The following is a 20,584-nucleotide window of genomic DNA, read 5'->3' as shown; positions in this document are numbered from 1 at the left end:
CTGTGGTTAAATCATTCCGATACAACCGGAAAAGAAGCTAAAAAAAACAAATATTGCTCCAGGTTTCCAGCCAAAATTAAGAGTTCGATCTATGCTGTCACGATTTAAATCGCCAAAAGCAGATACGCAAAAAACCAAGCGACACAATCCCTCGCGGGTGCGCGATCATTTAGCAAACGAGCGCACTTATTTAGCGTGGATGCGAACAGCGATCGCCCTGATGGGTTTTGGCGTCGTCATCGTCCGCCTGCGCGCCTTCCACCCGCCTCTTTTGCCAACTCCCGGTAACGGCTGGAAGTTGGGTTTGCTGTTTTCTGTGGTGGGTTTACTGACAGTGTTAATTTCCACTCAGCACTACTTTGCTGTCCGCCACGATATCGATTACGATACTTACGAGCCTACGGACAGGTGGGTGCTGCTGTTTAGTTTGGCGATCGTACTTTTGGGTGCTGGAGTAATTTATTTTATCTTCTCAGTTCCCGGTACCGCAGCTACTTTCATGAGTCCCGAATAATCCGAGTGTTTCCTAAATACATCCAAAAATATATAGCCTTTCTCAAAAAGATGAGGTATAACTGGCAGATCGTATAACCGCTTAGACTAAGAGGGCTAAAGCCCAACAACGTACCTCATATGAGAGCTAGATCCGCTATATCTAAAAGTGCGATCGCCCCAGATATTTCCTTCAAACCGATGACAGTAGACGAGGAAAAACTCAAGCAGGAAAATCTGTCAAAGGCGATCGATCGCTCTGCAAACGAACGCACCTTTCTCTCGTGGATGCGAAGTGCGATCGCCCTCATGGGTTTTGGCGTCCTGATCGTGCGGTTTCGCGTCGTGCAAATCCCCATACAGCACCGTCACGGCACGGGTTGGAAGTTGGGTTTAGTCTTCTCTCTGGTGGGTTTAGCAACCGTGTTAATCTCAACTAGAAAATACTTTATCGTCGGTCACCAAATTGACGAGAATACCTACGAACCGTCAGATGGGTTGATATTTCTCTTCAGTTTAGCTGTTGGGTTGTTGGGGATGGGAGTAATTTTTTTTATTTTTGCAGCCGCCGTAAGTTCGCGCAGTTTTGTTATCCCCAATTGATTGCACAAAGCATTGATACCATTTCTAGTAAATCACCCGTCACAAAAAAGGTTCGTAGTGAGGACTTTAGTCCTCTGATTTATGCGGACTAAAGTCCTCACTACAAACCATATCAAAAAGGTTCGTAGTCAGGACTTTAGTCCTTCTTCCTGAGGACTGCGCTGAAAAGTTGCCAGATGTGGGAGTATCAGCAATATTTGAGATATGGCACTATTCTCAATAAGCTATTGAATAGCGGGCGGGACAGCCCACAATCAAATTAATTCTTTGTGGAACAGGCAAAACGGCTGTTGTTGAGAATGGTGCCATATCTCCAAAAAATCGGACTCGACGGTTGAAACCGCCTCAGAGTCAAACTCTCGTCTAGGGCAAGCCGGCTAAAGAACAAACAGCGTTTTTGGGCCAGATGATGTGCGGCCAGGGCGACATAGAAGATTTCAGCTACGAATCGATCTATCTGAAGTGCGATCGCCCGCAATTTATATGACAATAGTTATTTCAACAGCCTACAGGCCTCAGCTTTGACAAATTATCAGAATAGTAAATTCTAACAAAAACACCACTATGGGAAAACCAACAGGCTTTATCGAATTCTTGCGCGAATTGCCCTCCGAGCTCTCACCAGCCGAGAGAGTCCACAACTGGGACGAGTTCCACCTCCCGATGGAGGAAGACAAACTCCGCAGCCAAGGCGCGCGCTGCATGGACTGCGGTATCCCATTTTGCCACACGGGCACCATCATCAGCGGCATGGCAAGCGGCTGCCCGATTAACAACCTGATTCCCGAATGGAACGACTTAGTATATCGGGGACTGTGGAAAGAAGCCCTAGACAGACTCCACAAAACCAACAACTTCCCCGAATTCACCGGCAGAGTCTGTCCCGCACCCTGCGAAGGCGCTTGCGTGCTCGGCATCAACAACCCGCCTGTCACGATTAAAAATATCGAAGCGTCGATTATCGATAAAGGCTGGGATGAAGGCTGGATTACCGCCGAACCACCAGCTAAACGCACCGGCAAAAAAATCGCTGTTATCGGTTCCGGGCCCGCTGGTTTGTCGGCTGCGGCGCAATTGAACAAAGCCGGTCATTTGGTAACTGTATACGAAAGAGCCGATCGACCAGGCGGCCTGCTAATGTATGGCATCCCCAACATGAAGCTAGACAAAGAACAAGTCGTGATGCGCCGCCTGAAAGTCCTCGAAGACGAAGGCGTAACCTTCATCTGCAACACCGAAGTCGGCAAAGACTTACCAGCAGAACAACTGCTAAAAGAATACGACTCCGTTGTCCTCTGTACCGGCGCCACCAAACCCCGCGACTTGGGAATTGAAGGGCGGGAATTAAAAGGCATCCACTTCGCAATGGACTTCCTCACCGCCAACACCAAAGCAGTTTTAGACAAAACCACCAACGATAACTTCATATCAGCCGCCGGCAAAGATGTCGTGATTATCGGCGGTGGCGACACCGGCACCGACTGCGTGGGCACCTCCATCCGCCACGGCTGCAACAGCCTCGTACAGCTTGAAATCCTGCCCAAACCGCCCTCGGAACGCGCCGCCAACAATCCTTGGCCGGAATGGCCGAAAGTCTACCGCTTGGACTACGGCCAAGAAGAAGCCGCGGCCAAATTCGGCGACGACCCCCGCGGCTATCTCACCACGGCGACGAAGTTCGAGGGCGACGAAAACGGCAATGTCAAAGCTGTGCACACCGTTGAGGTAGAGTGGGCGAAAAACGAAAAAGGGCAGTTCATTCCCAAACACATCCCGGGTACAGAAAAAGTGTTGCCGGCCCAGCTTGTGTTGCTAGCAATGGGCTTCCTGGGCCCGGAACAGCCGCTGCTGGATGCGATGGGATTGGAACGGGACGCGCGCAGCAATGTGAAGGCGGAGCACGAAAAGTATACAACTAGCATTCCGGGAGTTTTCGCGGCGGGGGACTGTCGCCGGGGTCAAAGTTTGGTGGTTTGGGCGATTAACGAAGGGCGCGGCGTGGCCCGGGAGTGCGACCTTTATTTGATGGGTGAAACCGATTTGCCTTAGTTGGTAAGGGCGATCGAACTTATTCAATTTCCGCTAATTTCTGGGTCGGTAGGGGCGGGTTCACCAAGATTTTGAGCAAAAAACCCAAAATCTGGTAAACCCGCCCCCAACATTAATATTTGGGTGGGGTGGGGCGGGTTTAGATGATTTGTTGCTTGGTGTCAGATATTTTGGTGAACCCGCCCCTACATTTTTTGCTAAAATACAATTACATAGACAACATAAATTTGATAAATTGTTCAGGTTGCCCGCAACAAATCTACGACATTAAAAACCTATGACTGCTCATCCTGTCAACCGCGCCACTACACTCAAAGCTGCTTATCAAATTTGTAATGTCGAACCCTTAGAAGGCGATGACCTCGATCGCTATTATGTTAACTTATCAGGCGTTCGCAAAACAACAGCGATCGCAAGTGTGAATACCCGTTTAGATTTTCAAGAAGCCGAAAAGTATACCACAATCCTGTTTACAGGACATCGTGGCTGCGGCAAAAGTACCGAATTGAAGCTAATTCAAAAGGAGTGGGAAAAATATTATCGCGTCATTTATCTGGAGGTCAACGAAGAGACAGATATTAATGATGTCGGTTATACAGATTTTTATTTGATTACCATTAAGCAAGTTGAGTTTGAAATGCGTCGGCTGGGGCTGAAATTAGATCCTCGGCTGGTGGAGAATTTTGAGGCTTGGTTTAAGGATGTCACCCAAGAAACAGAACGAAGTGTTGAAAGTTCCGTAAGTGTCGAAGGAGAAGCAACTTTGGGGCCTGAAGCTCCATTTTTAGCAAAGTTGTTGGTTAAGTTACTGGCACAAATCAAAGGCTCTGACAAGCAGAAGAAAACAATTCGCCAAACCTTAGAAAAAGATATTTCTCGATTAAAAGCAGATATCAACTTACTGTTAAATGATGCTACCAAAAAACTGCGAAAAAAGTTTCCCCAATACAAAGGATTTCTGATTATATTTGACAATTTAGACCGCGTTCCTCCAGAGGTCGCGAATCATTTATTTTTTGATTATGCGGCTCAACTTCAACAACTAGATTGTACTATCGTTTATACAGTACCCCTTTCAGTTCTTTCTTCAACTAAAAACCTCAATAACAATTTTGGCAATCCTCACATTGTCCCGATGGTCAATATCTATGAGTTTAATCGAGATGATTGTGACTTAAATTACAACCAAACAGGCTTAGATACTATTGCTAGTTTAATCGAGCGCCGGGTTGAAGTTGACAAAATCTTTGAGTCTCGCGAACAATTGATGGAATTGGCAAAAGCCAGCGGGGGTCACGTTCGCCAACTCATGCAGATGATGCAGACGGCTTGTTTAACTGCCAGCACTAACGAGCACGATAAAATAAATGCTGAAGATGTTATTTATGCAATTAAACAAGAGCAATTTAATTTTGAGCGGTTTATTCCGCAAAGTCACTACCCAGTTTTAGCTGAAGTTTGTTTGACGAAAAATATTACTAAAGATGATGTCGGTCAATTAATGTTATTCAATACTTCGGTTTTGGAATACAACGGCAAAAATCGATGGAACTATCCGAATCCGGTAGTCAAGCAAAGTGAAGAATTCCAAAAAGCTCTTCGAGATGCGAGAGAATCTAATGTCAACCCAGAATAATAGAGATTTAGAAATTAGGCAATTTATATCGCGAAATCCGCAGGTATTTACTCAACTGTTGACGTTTGTTGATTTTTCGGATAAGTTTACAATTGGGTTTGTAGAAGTTAATTTTAATGCTGAAACTGATTTGTTAATTGAGGGTTTAAAAAATAATCCGATTTCTCAAGAAACTCAATTTGAAGTTTTGAATTTTGATGAAAATTTGCGTTTTCTCCGAGATGAAATTATCAAAATTTTACCTACCATTAAGCGAGAACCCAATAAAAAGTTAGTTTTAATTGTGCGGGGATTGGAAAAGTCGATCGGCAAATTTGGCGAATATCCTCCGGTATTACAAGACCTTAATTGGGTGCGAGATGCTTATAAAAAAAGCGTTCCCCATCCGATGCTGTTTGTTTTGCCCGACTATGCGATTACTCGTTTGGCGAAGTTTGCAGCGGATTTTTGGGCATGGAGATCGGGCGTATTTCTGTTTAAAACCACTCAATTTACTAGAGATGATGCCGTTGCTAGGACTCTCGATTCGGACAGGAGTTTTAGGACTTTAAAGACACCAGAAAAGCAAGAGCGAATTGAACTTTTAGAATCTTTGTTGATGGACTACAGTCCGAGTCATTCTGGAACGGAAAAAAATCCTAGTGCTTGCAGCAATATTTTACATCAATTAGGAGTTGCTTATCTCAGTCAAGGAAAGCCGGTTAAAGCAAGGGAGTATTTAGAACCAGCCTTGGAGTTGACAAAGGAAAGTGAAAATTTGTCGCTGCAAGCTGAAGTTTACAATGAATTGGGTGCGTCTTATCGGCAAGAGCGACAATTTTCGGCGGCAATGAGTGCCTATCAAGCATCGCTGGAAATCGCCCAAAAACTGGGAAATCGTCGCGGTGAAGCTAATGCTTTGTATTATTTGGGGAATGTGTGTCAGGATTTGGGAGATTGGCAGCAGGCTACTGTTTTTTATCGAGGATGTTTAGGAATTGAACAAGCAATCGAAGATATCTATTCTCAGGCTAGCACCTACCAGAAGTTAGGATGGGTGGCACAGGAAATGTGGAATCTGACTGAAGCTGAGCGTTATTATCAACAAGCTTTGGAAATTTTCAGCGAATATGAAGATCGCTCTGGAATGGCAACAAGTTGGGGAGTATTGGGAGATATCGAGCGAAATCGCGGCAATTGGGATGAAGCAGAGAGATTGTACCGACAATCTTTGGAATTAAGCACAGAATTGGACGATCGCTCTGGAATGGCAACAAGTTGGGGAGTATTGGGAGATATCGAGCGAAATCGCGGCAATTGGGATGAAGCTGAGAGATTGTATCGACAATGTTTGGAAGTTGAGACAGAATTGGGCGATCGCTCTGGGATGGCATCTTGTTGGGGAGTGTTGGGAGATATCGAGCTAAAACGTGGCAATTGGGATGAAGCTGAGAGATTGTATCGACAATCTTTGGAATTAAGGACAGAATTGGGCGATCGCGAAGGGATGGCAACTTCGATCGGTGGTCTTGGAGAAAATGAACTCAGTAGAGGTAACTTAGATGCAGCAGAACCGCTGTTACAAGAAGCTTTAGCGAAAATGCAAGAACTAGGAATGACTTGGCATATTGGTGAAGCTAACTACGATTTAGCACGACTTTACCGCCAGCGCAACAACCCAGAACTTGCCCAACAACATTACAACACAGCCCATCAAATCTTTCAACACTTGGGAGCGGCGAAAGACTTAGAAAGAATCGATCGAGAGTGGGAATCCGATTAATTTTACTCAAGAAATTCCCCCGGGGATAGGTGAAAAAACTCAGCTAATTTCTGAATTTGACTCACCGTCAGTTCCCTGTTACCATTCAAAACCTCAGCCGCCAGAGACTCAGTAGAAAAAATATCAACCAAGTCTTTTTCTGAAAGCTCAGCTTCAACCATCAAAGCCTTGAGCAATTTAATCCCTTTCAGCACAGGCATTGGCTCATATTTTTGTTCATAATCATAGACAAGAATACCCAGCACATTTAAGTAATCTCGGTCATCTTGCGTCAGTTTTCGGCGATCCAAAATAGAATTAATCCGATTTTGGGTGGCAATTAAGTCAGCTTCACAACTAATCGGGCGCGGGGGAAAAGCTACGATCAACTCAATGTAATCGCTACTAGGAGTTTTCAAACCAATCGTCATTTTTCCAATTCTCCTTATCGTATTCTGAATGAATTAACACACTGCGTATGAATACTTTTTGGTATTCATAATCTATAAAACAGATTAGTCGATAATTATTGCCACCAATATTAAAGACTGTAAAATTACCTACTAAGTCAGCGGAGGGAAAGACTTGGCGTACCTCAACAAAGTTTTGCCACTCAGCCTGAGAAGTACGCTGATACCATATTAATAGACTTGGTTCAGCATTGGGGTGTTTTTCCCAAAATTCTCTCAGTGGTTTTCGGCTGATGACACGCATTAGATAATTATTTTATTCCTTGTTTGATAAGTATCATAGCTTTTAAGGTGCGTCAGCTTGGAGATTTTTGATTGTTGATACTATTGTCGAAGCTGACGCACCCTACGATTACACGGATCGTCAACCAAAATTCAACGGATCGACATCAATAGTCAGACTAACAGAACGCGGCGTGCGATCGCGCAACCCGACCAAATCCGACAAATCCAGCGACTCATCCAAAGGTAACTTCAGCAAAATCTGCCACCGATAGCGGTTCGCTACCCGCATAATCGCCGCCGGTGCAGGCCCCAACATCTCACATCCCGGTACAGACAATCGCTGAATGTAATCCTGACAAGCAGACGCCAATTGTACCGCAGTCACCGCAACCTCCGCCGCATCCACACTACTCAACCGCAACAATATCAACCGCCCCGAAGGTGGATAATTTAGCGCCGCCCTTTCTGCTAATTCCGTCTCCACAAAACCCGCATATTCGTGCCGCCTAACTGCTTGAACGACTCGATGTTCGGGAGTATAAGTTTGAATAATTACCCGCCCCGGATCGTCACCTCTACCCGCACGGCCCGCAACTTGAGTTAAAGTTTGAAAAGCCCGTTCGCTGGCCCGATAATCGGATAAGTTAAGCAACCCATCAGCAGACACAACTCCCACCAATGTCACTCCAGCTAAATCTAACCCTTTAGTCAGCATTTGCGTACCCAACAAAATGTCAGCTTCCCCATTCGCAAATTGAGTTAACAATCGGCGGTGATCGCCCTTATTTCTAGTCGTATCGCTATCAAACCGAATCGCCCGCAATTCTGGAAACAATCTCGTTAATTCCTGTTCCACTCGCTGAGTGCCGCTACCGAAATTTTTGAAATAAGGAGAACTGCATTCTGGGCAATTTTGAGGGTGTCTTTCCGTGTGATTGCAGTAGTGACAGCGCAGGATTTCGGCTGTGCCTTCGCCGATGTGGTGATAAGATAGAGAAACATCGCAATTTGGGCATTCCATCACGTAGCCGCAACTCCGACAAGAGACAAACGTGCTGTGTCCTCGGCGGTGAATAAATAGGATGCCTTGCTGTTGTCTTGCTTGCAATTGTTCCAGGGCATTTTGCAAAGAAGTGCTGAAAATAGACCGATTCCCTTGCCGCAATTCTTGGCGCATATCGACTACTTCTACGGGCGGCATCGGGCGGGAATAAATGCGCGTTGGTAATGATAAATAATGGATAGTTGGTAACGAGTCATAATCCAGGCGCGTCCCCACCAACGTCTCTAAAGCTGGCGTTGCGGAACCTAAAATTAACGGACAATTTTCTAATTCGGCGCGCCATTTGGCAACGGTGCGGGCGTGGTAACAGGGCGCTGGTTGGTCTTGTTTGAAGCTGCTGTCGTGTTCTTCGTCGAGGATAATTAAGCCGAGGTGCGGTAATGGTGCAAAAATGGCCGATCGCGTGCCGATGACAATTTGCGGGGTTCCAGTCAGCATCTGGCGCCATGTATCGTAACGTTCGCCGTCGGATAGGGCGCTGTGGTACACGCAAATTTGCTCGCCGAACCGGGCGCGGAATCTGTCTGTCAGTTGCGGTGTCAGGCCGATTTCCGGGACGAGGACGAGGGCAGATTTGCCACTGGCTAAGATTGGGGCGATCGCCTGCAAATACACTTCAGTCTTACCAGAACCTGTAACGCCGTGCAACAGCACTTGACGGAATCCCGAAAAACTGTTAATAAACCCTAAAGCTTCAGCTTGAAAACGAGTTAAATTTTTCGGTGCATCGGGTAATTGAGCAATTCCGCGATCGCCCCTGAGAACTTCCCTTTGATCGATCACAACGCTACCTTTCTGTTCCAATTTTTTGACAACCGAAGCACCCGCGCTGCAAATTCTCAGCAAATCATTCATCCACATTTCACCGCCGCCGCGCCGCAAAACTTCCAAGACTTCTTGTTGGCGCTTAGTTAAATCGGTGACAAAGGCGCTGGGAATTAAAGTCACCGCCGGCTTGAGTTGTGGTTTCGGAGGATTGGGCGGTTCTAAATAACTTTCTACCCAACCGCGTTGCAATAAATCTTTCAATCCCCGATAACTTCCCTTGACTTGGCGCTGAAGGTATTGCCAAGTGTAATCGCCCTTTTTTTGAGCTTGCAGCAATTGCAAGATTTGACTTGCGGCGGGATTCAAAAATGTTTCGGCATTGGGAGAAACAGCATCTTTAATTAACCGAATCCGGCGCACGGAACGGCTTAATAAACCGGGTGGCAGCGAAGCTCTAATTACTTGAATTAATGTTGTACAATAATAAGCAGATACTCGTTCGAGCAATTCCCAATAAGTAGGCGGAAAAAAGCCCGTACTCACAACATCTTCGACATCTTTCACCCGCGCCGGATCTAAGTCTGCCGGCAGTTGAGAAACGAACCGAATCGCGATCGCCCCTACCTGTTGGCTGCCAAATGGTACGCTCAAAATATCCCCCGGCTGCACGTTCAATTCCGCAGGTAAGCGATAGGTAAATAACTTGTTTTCCTCCCCCGGCGAGTCCCCCGCGCCCCTGAAAGGAGAGTCCACCAAAACCTCGATCCACTCTGCCGGCGAAGTGGGGCGTTGCGGCGTTTTGCTGCTACCGTAGGATGCCCCGGCCTCTGCCGCGGAGGGGGTTGATAAACCAAAAGTGACAGTAGACATAGGGTTGCACATCATACTAGGAGGAGCGGCAGTCAAAGGGAGTTTTTATTATCCGTTCTATGAAACCTACTCAAATCTACTCATAGCGGATTTGATGTTCACTTCCTGCTTCTACCAAGGGAGTCGGCTCCTTCTTGTCCACAGGCTTAACTTCAGACCGAACTGGCCTTACCAGAGAATGAATAATGAGCCAAGTTAATCGCGGCATTTAAGTCACGATTAATAATTGCACTACAATTTTGACAATAAAAAACTCGTTCTTTCAGCGGCATTGACTGAATATTACCACAATTTGAACAAGTTTTTGATGACGGATACCAACGGTCAACCAATTCAACTATCGTACCGTACATGGCCGACTTATATTCCAGCTCGCGCCGAAATTCAAAGAAACCGCAATCTGAGATAGCAGCCGCTAATTTATGGTTGGCTATCATCCCACTTACGTTCAAATCTTCGATGCGAATGTGGGCATATTTTTTGCTAATTTCTGTCGTGGTTTTCTGCAAGAAGTCTCGACGTTGATTAGCAGTCTTCCCATGAATTTTGGCGATTCTACGATAATGTTTCTGGGCGTTATTGGATGCTTTTAGACCCAACTTTCTCTGGCCCAATTGCTTGTTGCGATTTCTCCACTGTGTTTTACTCAGCTTGGTTTTCGCTTTGGTGAGCGGACGGGGAGATTCGTAATAATTGCCATCGGAAAGAGTAGCAAAAGTTGACACACCCAAGTCAATACCTACCGTTTCAACAACTGGGTGAAACAAAGGTGGAATCTTTTGGGCTTTGATAGCGAAGGAAACATACCATTTATCGGCGGTTCGGGAGACGGTAAATGTCTGCGCCATACAAGGAAACGGGATAGCTTCTTTCAGTCTAAAAGTTCCTAAGGTGGGAATTTTAATTGACTTTTGCGGTTTGAGCAAAATTGTATGACTCCAGTCAGCAGTATCCACCGTAAAAGAGTCGCCATCTTTTTTCCTTTTGAACCTGGGGAATTTTCCTAATCCTTTAAAACATCGGGATAGTGCTTCACCGAAATGCCGGAATGTCGTTTTATAAACTCTGGAAGACAGAGTGGTAGTCCACTGATATTCGGGTAATTTCTTGACATGGTTGGTAAAAACTCGTTCAATTGCCGCTACTTTTTTACTACTAGGGCCTTGGAACTCTTTAACTCCTTGGTAAAGAGATAGGGCGTAGTTATAGCAAAATCTAGCATAACCAGAATGTCTTGCCATCAAGGTACGTTCTTTATGATTAAGTTTTAGTTCTCGCTTGATGGCGTACATAGCTGATTAAAATTTGTGAACGATTTCTTTAAGTTCGGCTGCTTCCGAAGGGGTTCACTTGCTCATTTAACCATCAAGTGCACACTTAATGGGCAAATTTAGTAAGATTTAGGTATATTTTTGTCAACTATTCTTACCCCTTGGGCAATCACCGAAAAGCTTGCGGTTCAAAAGCTGGTAGCATCTATTACCGGAAGCAACTCGCCTGAATCAAGCGCAATTGAATTATACATCTATTGTCACCAGTTTTCAAATTGTGGGTAAGTGAGTAGATTTAGGTAGAAATAGACAGATTTATTGAAACAGATGTCAGCCCTCAGTTTAGCTCGATCGATATCACAGTTTTCGATCGCAGGAAATACAGATTAAGACAGTGCAATGCCTTTCGCCGTCTCAATAATCGCCTGAAACCCGCTAGGGGTTTTCATCTCAAATCCGGTAATTACCGAATTATACCAAGTGCGAGCTTAAGAGCTCGCGAGTGTTAAAAACCAGCGAGTATTCAACACCAAGGAGTCAATAGCCGATATTTGTAAATTAGTCAAGTAAAAATAGCTGATATTAACTGCGGGATTTGGCGATCGGAATCTCGATCGCAAATTCAGTCCCTTCTCCCACTGTCGATATGCACTCCAACCTCCCACCGTGTTTGTCCACCACAATTTGATAGCTAATTGATAGCCCCAAACCTGTACCTGTACCCACTGGTTTTGTCGTAAAGAAAGGGTCAAAAATTTTGGTTTTAACTGCGTCATCTATTCCCGGCCCATTATCCTTAATACTAATTTTAATCCAATCGCTTTTGTAAATGTATGTACTAATTATAATCTGACTTTTAAAGTGAGATTGATGTTTTTTTGAATCGTGATTTTCTGGATTTTGCAACGCATATATGGAATTAGTTAAAATATTCATAAATACTTGATTTATCTGTCCAGCATAACATTCAACGAGTGGCAAATCTCCATATTTTTTGAGAATTTCAATTTCCTGATAATTCGGTTTAGCTTTGACAGCACTCTGTAAAATCAAAAGCGTGCTATCAAGTCCTTCATGAATATTAACTGGTTTGAGGTCAGATTCATCCAAGCGAGAGAAGTTTCGCAAACTTAGTACAATTTCACGAATGCGATTAGTACCCACTTTCATTGAAGACAAGATTTTCGGCAGATCCTCGCCGATAAAATCCAGATCGCTATCTTCAATCAAATCTGCAATTTCCGCCTTAGGATTCGGATATTCCTGCTGGTACAAATTGATTAAACTTAATAGGTTGTGACTGTAGGTACTAACGTGAGAAAGATTGGCGTGAATGAAATTAACAGGGTTATTAATCTCGTGGGCTACACCAGCGATCATTTGACCGAGGGAAGACATTTTTTCTGTTTGAATTAGTTGAGCCTGGGTTTTCTGTAAATCTTGCAGAGTTTGTTTGAGTTGTTTAGATTGAGCAGTAGCAGTGGCCGCAAGTTTATCCTTAAGTTCTAAAATTTGACGCATTTCTGCCTCAGCGTGCTTGCGCTTGGTGATGTCAAAGATTACTCCGTCAAGCCAGAGAAGATCGCCGTTTTCATTAAATATGCCTTGACCTTTGTCTGACACCCATCTCACAGTCTTATCCGCTCTAATAATGCGGTACTCGATGATATAATCCCGTTTGGTTAAGATTCTTTTATCGATAATCTTCTGTACCATTGCTGCATCTTCAGCATGGATGATACTGTTAAAACTTCGCACTCGATTGTCAATAAAATCGGTGGCGGAGTAGCCCGAAATATCTGCGATCGCATCACTGATAAACTCGATCGTCCAGTCGGCATCGAATACCCACCGATAAACCGCACCAGGGAGATTGGAAACCAAGCTTCTGAAACGTTTCTCGCTGTCTTGCAGCACCTCCGTATCAGACTGAATGCGATCGCCCATTTGGTTAAAAGCGGCCGCAATCTGAGCAAGTTCATCAGATCCTCCCAGTTGTGCGCGCTCGTCCAATTTTCCTTGGCTGAGGCTATTGCTCGCTGCTACCAGCCTCGCAGCCCGCCCTGTCAAGGTTCGATCGAAAAACAACCAGACAATTATGCAAAATACAGCTAACCCAATACTCGTTTCAGCCGATCGCCGCAAAGCATCTGCATAAGCTTGCTGCTTGAATAACAAAATATCATACTCTACCAAAAGAATGCCGACTCTCGAAGGGCGAACTTCTCCCGGCTGGGCACCCAACAAAACCGGATAAATTGCCCAGATACTCTCTTTATTTGGAGCAAGCTTGACTTCTCCTGACATCTTTTCCCGAACTTTAAAAAATTCTTCTGGCAAATAGTTAGGTAACGAGATTTCGCCGATCGGGTGATTCCGCAATTCGTAACGGGTTGCCAAAATTACTCGGTTATTTTCATCACAAAGCAACGCTAAGCGGATATTTCGCTCGCTCCCCAACTTGCTAATTGCGATTTCCACTTGCTCAACATCTCCTCTGCGGTACAAATATTCCAGCATTCCTGAGAGTTGATTTGCAGAAAACTTTAAACCGTTAATTCCTTCTTCTTCTTGCCGCCGATACGACTGAGCTACCTCTCGTTGAAAAGAAAATAAACCCAGCAAACTACCGAAAATCAACAGGATCAACGGAATTGATAAACGCAGAGAAAAAGGAAATCGTTTCATAGTTAGAAATGATATAAATTTTAACCCCTAGATTATTGTTGCTAATTTTAACCAAAAACATCCAAGCCAATAGTTACTTAAAACTCACATTTGTTTGCGACTAACTATAATTATGATCGATCAATATTTGACTTTTTTAACCAATTTATCGTCCAACAAAAGAGCAGGATTTACAGCTTTTGGCAGCAATTTATTTTCTAGCATCACTTGAGACAATCGCTTGACGCCATTCAGCAATGACGGATCTGTTTTCCCTAGTAACTTTTGGTTTTCTTCGAGGTTTGGACTGCTCAGCCCTTTTAAAGATTCTAAGAATTGTTCTGGAGTCACTCCTGTGCGGGGAGCGATGCGAATAGCAGCATCCTTGGGATTTTTTGTCAAGTAATCTAGGGCACGAAACCGACCGTCAACTAAAGCCTGCAAAGCCTTGGGCTGCTTGTTAATTACATCGTCGCGTACTATCAGAACATCGACAATTTCACCGGGGATTTGCGAACTATCAAACAGTTGTTTGGCGCCTACTGCTAGCAGCTTTGTCCGAGCAGAACCAAAGGTAACAACAGCATCTACCTTTCCATCTTTAAAGGCTCGTTCATGTTCGGATACTCCTAAAGAGACAATTTTGATATCTTTAGGTGACATACCTTTTTGTTCTAAGGCACGGGTAATTATGAATGCTCCTAGTGCAGTAGATTCGACGCCTACTGGTCGGCTTTTTAAGCCTTGCAAACTTGGAATTTCGGGTTTGCCGAGAATCACATCTCCACCATTAGAAAAATCCATTACAACTACAATTTTTACGTCGGGATTGGTTGCTGCCAAAACCAAAGCTTGGTCGATGGATATGCCCGCTGCTTCAATTTCTCCATTTCGATAGGCTCGTACCTCTTCTGTACCTGAAGGGTAATCTACTAATCGAATAGGAGTATTATCATAGTACCCTAAACTGCGAGCCAAGTACAGAGTTTCATAGCCAGGCCAAACATTCGCACCGACTCGCAAAGGGGGTTCTGCTTTGGTGCAACTAGCTAATATCACTGTACACAGGGTGACTGTCGCAATGCCAAGCGTAAAGCTTTTTTTGAGTTTCCGGCTCACTTTTTTCCAAAACTTGAGGTCAAACATCAGAAGATTTTTCAGCATATACTTAGGTAAGCTCCTGCTTATTCATTACTAAATGATACTTATTGGCGATCGCTTAATGTAAGGTAGTGCGATCGCCAATATTGACCAATATATTCAATATAAAGGCCGATCGCCAACTTCTAGCAGCGACTTGGAAAGTGAATAATTGCCCTGCAACAAATAACCTGTGACCAACAACTTTGCAGCCAACCTGGGTGGGGTACAAGTATTAACACCAGTTTTATAAAGTTTTGCGATAAAAGTGTAGGATGTGTCGCTTGCGATAAATTACTGGCATTCAATTGCAAATCTGATAGCGACACACCTTACCCATCGGGTAGAGCAAACCCAACAATTGTTTTGTAGCACGATTTGTTATAAATGATATGAATAGCATTGCGATCGAGTTTTGCGATCGAAGAAGTGTTGGGAAAGACTGAAACTGATGATTATTTACACCGCAGAGAGTTTGTCAGGTGCGTCGCGGTGAGATTGTGGATATGCAAGTTGAGGTATCCCAATGCCCTGTTTGCCCAATGCCCTGTTTGCCCAATGCCCTGTTTGCCCAATGCCCTGTTTGCCCAATGCCCATGAGTACCTAATATGGGAGATGGAAAGGCTATAACTCCCATGTGTCGATCGCACTTACACACTAGCGCCATTTTGTGGTAGGAATTAATACTTGCGAGAAAATCGACACAGCAGTTCACATTGGGAGAGTATTGAATGTCAGGTAGCGAAGTCCGTGCAGACTTTTGGATGAGCGAGTACATTACCCCTTGGGATATTTACGTTCACGGCGTCATAGGCGTGCTCGCTTACAAAAAAACAGCCTATCAGGAAATGTACGTAGTTCAAACCGGCACCTACGGCAAAGGCTTAGTTTTGGACGGCAAATGGCAATCTTGTACGGGCGACGAGTTTCTGTACCACGAACCCCTCGTACACCCAGCCATGATTGCTCACGGTTCGCCCAAAAAAGTGCTGGTTCTCGGCGGTGGCGAAGGAGCTACAATTAGAGAAGTGCTGCGCTGGAAAAGTGTTGAAAAAGTCGTGATGGTCGATATTGACGGCGAAGTAGTAGAAGCTTGCCGCGAACACCTGCCAGAAATGCACCAAAACGCCTTTGATGACCCCCGTTCCGAAGTAGTAATCGGCGACGCTTTGGACTATTTAGACAACACAGACAGCGATTGGGATATTGTAATTTCTGACTTATCCGATCCCATTGAAGAAGGCCCATCTTTCCAGTTGTTTACCAAGGAGTATTTTGAGAAAGTCCGCAAGATACTGTCACCTAACGGATATTTCGTAGTGCAAGCGGGCCCAGTTTCTCCAGCAGAAATGAAAATGCACGCCCGCATTGTCAACACCCTGAAATCAGTTTTCCCCAACGTTCAATCCTGCACCAGCTTTATTTCTACCTACGGAGCTCCTTGGGGTTTTGCGGTAGCTTCCAGCCAGGAAATAAACACGCGGCCAGAACCCGAAGTTACCGACAAATTACTCGCCGAAAAAACAATTGGCGGGTTCCGGATGTTAGACGGGATTACACTGTTGGGACTGATGCAAGTTCCCGGCCACTTACGAAAAGTAATCGCCGAGGAAACCGAAGTTTACACGATCGCAGCACCGCCCAAATTTTTCGGGAAAGGCTCTGTCGGTCAGTGAAGTTAAATTGAAAGAAAAAAGTCGTTTGGAGTAACTCACATGGGCAGTTTAATCCGCATAGTCGCTGCAATTTTTCTTCCCCCGCTGGGCGTATTTTTGACTGTCGGGATTGGGGGAGATTTTTGGATCAACCTGGTTCTGACATTTTTGGGATTTATTCCCGGGGTTGTTCACGCTATTTGGGTAATTGCCAAGAACGATCGGGGTTAAGGTATTGTAAGGGCGGGTTCACCAACAATCTGTGACTGTAATTCACAATCTAAATAAACCCGCCCCCACCCAACGGTAAATCTCAATCTGCATGATTCCAGTAGTTTATAATACCATTTCTCTAAAATCGTCCAACAATCTTTGACCCCCCCTAACCCCCCCTTGCTAAGGGGGGGGGACAAGAGTATTGTTGAATTCTTTTTTAAAATTGGTATAAATAAAGGTTGATACAGGCTATTCGTTGAGTCGGGGTGGGTTTTTGAGATTGTCGGTTTTTGGCAATTATTACTGGTGAACCCACCCCTACGAGGTTTTATTTATGGTTACAAATCGACTTCTTCACAAACCAATTCAGCAATTTTCCGCATCGTTCCCACGCTCAACTTGACTGTTTGCTGAGCCAATCGCAGAAGCTGCTATGATAGAAGCTATAGCAAATTTCTCCAGCGATTTGCTGGGTATTTAAGAACTCACACCAATTATCTAAGGCTTTCTCAACGTCGTATTCATCCTCATCAATTATTTCGCCGATCGCACTTACAGACAAACCCGATCGCGATTTTGCCAAAACAGACACTACAGCCAACTCAACTGGCGAGAAACCATCACCTCTCATCTGCTGGTAGTGGTGTTGATAATAGGTTGCTAAACCGACAGGAAGTTCAGATAAAAGTGAGGACATTTCTCCCGGATTAGCATCGGGCTGTGAATCCCCGACAATGGCGGGTAACATCTGACTTAGATACAGGAAATTGTTTTCGCTGACAGTTGCGAGTTGTTGGGCCAATTCCGGTGCAGTTGAGAGGTATTGCTGAATGTAGTTAAGCACATCCTCGCGATTTTGTTCGGGATAATCCCTTAAATCTAGGAGTTGAGAGGGCGCTTCAATTAACAAACCGGATTTTTCTTTGAGAAACGGGCGGCGGGCGAGGATAAAATAAGTGCGATCGCACAAATATCTCGGCAGATAGAACAGATTTGTGCAGGGAGGTTGACTGGTAAGGGCGATCGCGTCTAGAGTATCGATCACTATTACCAACTTTTGGCTAGCATCCAATTTATCGCTAATTTTCTGAAGCAACAAAGACAGAAACCAATTCCCATCATCGGATTCGAGATTTTGAATTTGAGATTTTAGCTTGACAATTTCCGATGCTTCTGCATTGGCAAGTAGGTATTTGTCAATCAGTTGAGTGCAGACAGAAGCGAGAAAATCGTGCGATCGATTTTTGCCTTCAATTGCAGCGTTGTAATAGATACTGCGAGGATGGGCGGTGACATATTGGGCGAGGATGGAACTTTTGCCGCAGCCGGGAGTGCCGACTATTGTGAAATAACCGCGACTGTGCGAGTTTAGAAAGTTGGAAATGGCAGAAAATACAAACTGGCGGCCTGTAAAATTCTCGGTTTTTTCTCGCAGGAGTTGCTGAAATTCTGGTGGGTAAGCAGCGGTAGAGATGGGAGTTGCCAGAGGTGAGGAATTCATGTTAGTGCCTCCATCCCTTCTAGTCGCAGGAAATAGACGCGGCCGGATTCGTCGCCTACCACAATTGTGACTCCATCAGGTGCAACAGCGCAACAGGCGATCGGGTTTTCACCCGTGAAACTAGCAATGAATTTTCCAGTTGTTAAATCCCAGACTTGGAGGGTGTCATCTGAGCCAAAAATAACCCGTTTGCCGTCGTGAGTGACGGCTACTGCCGTTACCAAGTCGCCATGAGATGGTAGAGTAAATAGTTCCTTTCGAGTTGTTAAATCCCAAAGTTTGATGGTGTTGTCCCAGGAACCAGAAATCGCCCGCTTGCCATCAGCAGTGACGGCGACTGCTGTTACCCAATTGCTGTGACCTTTAAGAGTAAACAGTTCCTTTCGAGTTGTTAAATCCCAAAGTTTGATGGTGTTGTCCCAGGAACCAGAAATCGCCCGTTTGCCATCAGCAGTGACTGCTACCGCTGTTACCCAATTGCTGTGACCTTTAAGAGTAAACAGTTCCTTTCGAGTTATTAAATCCCAGACTTTGATGGTTTTGTCAGATGAACCAGAAATCGCTCGCTTGCCATCAGCAGTTACGGCTACTGCATTTACTGACCTCAAGTGACCTTCAAGAGTAAACAGTTCCTTTCGAGTTGTTAAATCCCAAACTTTGAGAGTGTCATCTGAAGCGAAAATAACCCTGTTGCCGTCGTGGCTGACGGCGACGGCTGTTATCAAATTGCTGTGATCTTTAAGCGTAAACAGTTCTTTTCTAGTTGTTAAATCCCACACTTTTATAGTTTTGTCCCATGAACAAGAAATCGCCCACTTACCATTAGCAGTGACAGCTACTGCATTGACCGAGTCGCTGTGACCTTTAGGAGTAAATTGTTGCTTTCCAGTGCTTAAATCCCAGACTTTAATGGTGCTGTCCAATGAACCAGAAATCGCTCGCTTGCCATCAGCAGTGACAACTACTGCATTTACCGAGTCGCCGTGACCTTTAAGAGTAAATTGTTGCTTTCCAGTGCTTAAATCCCAGACTTTGAGGGTGTTATCATTTGAACCAGAAATCGCTCGCTTCCCATCAGCAGTGACAGCTACTGCTGTTACCCAATTGCTGTGACCTTCAAGAGTAAATTGCTGCTTTCCAGTGCTTAAATCCCAGACTTTGAGGGTGTTGTCATTTGAACCAGAAATCGCTCGCTTCCCATCAGCAGTGATGGCTAATGTATATACCAAGTCGCTGTGACCTTGAAGAATAAACTGTTCCTTTCCAGTGTTTAAATCCCAGACTTTGAGAATTTGGTCAGATGAACCAGAAATTACCCACTTCCCATCAGCAGTGACTGCTACTGAGTTTACCCAGTGGCTGTGACCTTCTAGACTAAACAGTTCATCTCCAGTTGTTAAATCCCAGACTTTGAGGGTCTTGTACGAACCAGAAATTACCCACTTCCCATCAGCAGTGACTGCTACTGAGTTTACCCAGTGGCTGTGACCTTCTAGGGTAAACAGTTCATCTCCAGTGTTTAAATCCCAGACTTTGAGAGTTTTGTCAGATGAACCAGAAATCGCCAGCTTGCCATCAGTAGTGACGGCTACTGCATTTACCGAGTCGCTGTGACCTTCTAGGGTAAACAGTTCATCTCCAGTTGTTAAATCCCAGACTTTGATGGTTTCGTCAGATGAACCAGAAATCGCTCGCTTGCCATCAGTAGTGACGGCTACTGCATTTACCGAGTCGCTGTGACCTTTGAGAGTGCGTAGCAATCCCCTACGAGGAGGAGTTAAACATGGTGTCAAAGGACGCAACCAAGGTGCTGCTTTCCGCTGCTTTGCTACCTCCAGCATTGCCTGAATTGCCGGAATATTAAAGTGCAGCAAGCGCCCTAAAAATTGCCCTGCCAGTTGCGTCTTATCTCGCTTCAAAATATCGGCTGACATCCACAGTAGCCTTTGAATCAAGTCCAGGCATTTCGCTTTTTCTGGATTATATTCTGGGTTACTTAATGCTTCTGAATCGTCAACCAAATTGAAATCATCAATCAGCGCCTGCACACCAAACTCAGGATGCTGAATTTTTGCCATCATAAAGTTAAAATCAGTCATCCTTTGATAATATTTTTCTAACTTTCCTAGCTTCACCAAATTTTGCAGTGAGTAGCCCAGATAAGCAGTTTGAAATGCTGGAGTTTTCGAGAGTAATTTATCGGCAGATTCCTCCAT

16 protein-coding genes are annotated in these 20,584 nt (G+C 44.8%); 7 read left to right on the top strand and 9 right to left on the bottom strand.

Features of this window, described 5'->3' with window-relative positions; all coding sequences use genetic code 11:
* The first annotated feature begins 91 nt into the window (after positions 1 to 91).
* Positions 92 to 514, top strand: a complete 423-nt coding sequence (locus QZ938_RS15850; RefSeq protein WP_293352320.1) for a DUF202 domain-containing protein — start codon at positions 92 to 94, stop codon at positions 512 to 514.
* A gap of 119 nt (positions 515 to 633) precedes the next feature.
* A complete protein-coding gene (locus tag QZ938_RS15845) occupies positions 634 to 1,095 on the top strand; it encodes a DUF202 domain-containing protein (RefSeq protein ID WP_293146008.1) in 462 nt (153 codons plus the stop codon).
* Positions 1,096 to 1,354: 259 nt separating this feature from the next.
* On the opposite strand, the gene QZ938_RS15840 is transcribed toward QZ938_RS15845, so the two are convergent.
* Entirely contained in the window at positions 1,355 to 1,585 is a 231-nt protein-coding gene (locus QZ938_RS15840; protein ID WP_293146011.1) for a hypothetical protein, read from the bottom strand.
* A 74-nt stretch (positions 1,586 to 1,659) separates the two neighbouring features.
* On the opposite strand from QZ938_RS15840, the gene gltD reads away from it, so the two are divergent.
* The 3 genes from gltD to QZ938_RS15825 all read left to right on the top strand — a co-directional run bounded on the left by gltD (position 1,660) and on the right by QZ938_RS15825 (position 6,542).
* Positions 1,660 to 3,144, top strand: coding sequence for a glutamate synthase small subunit (gene gltD / locus QZ938_RS15835; RefSeq protein ID WP_293352318.1), 1,485 nt, complete (start codon positions 1,660 to 1,662; stop codon positions 3,142 to 3,144).
* 277 nt (positions 3,145 to 3,421) lie between these two features.
* The gene (locus QZ938_RS15830; RefSeq protein WP_293352316.1) at positions 3,422 to 4,780 is read left to right on the top strand and encodes a P-loop NTPase fold protein; all 1,359 of its coding nucleotides are present in this window, start codon (positions 3,422 to 3,424) and stop codon (positions 4,778 to 4,780) included.
* A complete protein-coding gene (locus QZ938_RS15825; RefSeq protein ID WP_293352314.1) occupies positions 4,764 to 6,542 on the top strand; it encodes a tetratricopeptide repeat protein in 1,779 nt (592 codons plus the stop codon). Before QZ938_RS15830 ends, QZ938_RS15825 begins: the two co-directional genes overlap by 17 nt.
* Before the next feature lie 2 nt (positions 6,543 to 6,544).
* On the opposite strand, the gene QZ938_RS15820 is transcribed toward QZ938_RS15825, so the two are convergent.
* The 6 genes from QZ938_RS15820 to QZ938_RS15795 form a co-directional block, all read right to left on the bottom strand.
* Positions 6,545 to 6,952: a transcriptional regulator gene (locus QZ938_RS15820; protein ID WP_293352312.1), complete on the bottom strand. Its 408-nt coding sequence runs from the start codon at positions 6,950 to 6,952 to the stop codon at positions 6,545 to 6,547.
* Positions 6,927 to 7,235, bottom strand: a complete 309-nt coding sequence (locus QZ938_RS15815) for a type II toxin-antitoxin system HigB family toxin (RefSeq protein WP_293352310.1) — start codon at positions 7,233 to 7,235, stop codon at positions 6,927 to 6,929. Before QZ938_RS15815 ends, QZ938_RS15820 begins: the two co-directional genes overlap by 26 nt.
* A gap of 120 nt (positions 7,236 to 7,355) precedes the next feature.
* A complete protein-coding gene (priA, locus tag QZ938_RS15810) occupies positions 7,356 to 9,917 on the bottom strand; it encodes a primosomal protein N' (protein WP_293352308.1) in 2,562 nt (853 codons plus the stop codon).
* A gap of 152 nt (positions 9,918 to 10,069) precedes the next feature.
* Positions 10,070 to 11,209, bottom strand: coding sequence for a transposase (locus tag QZ938_RS15805; protein WP_293338576.1), 1,140 nt, complete (start codon positions 11,207 to 11,209; stop codon positions 10,070 to 10,072).
* A gap of 561 nt (positions 11,210 to 11,770) precedes the next feature.
* Complete coding sequence (locus QZ938_RS15800; protein ID WP_293352306.1) at positions 11,771 to 13,876, bottom strand: ATP-binding protein; 2,106 nt, start codon at positions 13,874 to 13,876, stop codon at positions 11,771 to 11,773.
* Between the two features lie 120 nt (positions 13,877 to 13,996).
* Entirely contained in the window at positions 13,997 to 15,019 is a 1,023-nt protein-coding gene (locus QZ938_RS15795) for an ABC transporter substrate-binding protein (protein ID WP_293352304.1), read from the bottom strand.
* Between the two features lie 708 nt (positions 15,020 to 15,727).
* Between QZ938_RS15795 and QZ938_RS15790 the strand changes: the two genes are divergently transcribed.
* Together QZ938_RS15790 and QZ938_RS15785 are read left to right on the top strand one after the other, a co-directional pair.
* Positions 15,728 to 16,672, top strand: a complete 945-nt coding sequence (locus tag QZ938_RS15790; protein WP_293338582.1) for a fused MFS/spermidine synthase — start codon at positions 15,728 to 15,730, stop codon at positions 16,670 to 16,672.
* 39 nt (positions 16,673 to 16,711) lie between these two features.
* On the top strand, positions 16,712 to 16,882 hold the full coding sequence (locus QZ938_RS15785) for a YqaE/Pmp3 family membrane protein (protein WP_293146041.1): 171 nt from the start codon (positions 16,712 to 16,714) through the stop codon (positions 16,880 to 16,882).
* A 379-nt stretch (positions 16,883 to 17,261) separates the two neighbouring features.
* Here QZ938_RS15785 and QZ938_RS15780 read toward each other — a convergent pair whose 3' ends face one another.
* The gene (locus QZ938_RS15780) at positions 17,262 to 18,368 is read right to left on the bottom strand and encodes an ATP-binding protein (protein ID WP_293352302.1); all 1,107 of its coding nucleotides are present in this window, start codon (positions 18,366 to 18,368) and stop codon (positions 17,262 to 17,264) included.
* Positions 18,365 to 20,584: a WD40 repeat domain-containing protein gene (locus QZ938_RS15775; RefSeq protein ID WP_293352300.1), complete on the bottom strand. Its 2,220-nt coding sequence runs from the start codon at positions 20,582 to 20,584 to the stop codon at positions 18,365 to 18,367. The genes QZ938_RS15780 and QZ938_RS15775 overlap by 4 nt, the downstream gene beginning before the upstream one ends.

It is taken from the genome of Microcoleus sp. CAWBG27, assembly GCF_020883145.1.
Taxonomy (GTDB): Bacteria; Cyanobacteriota; Cyanobacteriia; order Cyanobacteriales; family Microcoleaceae; genus Microcoleus.
This window is presented reverse-complemented; position numbering and strand designations above follow the sequence as displayed.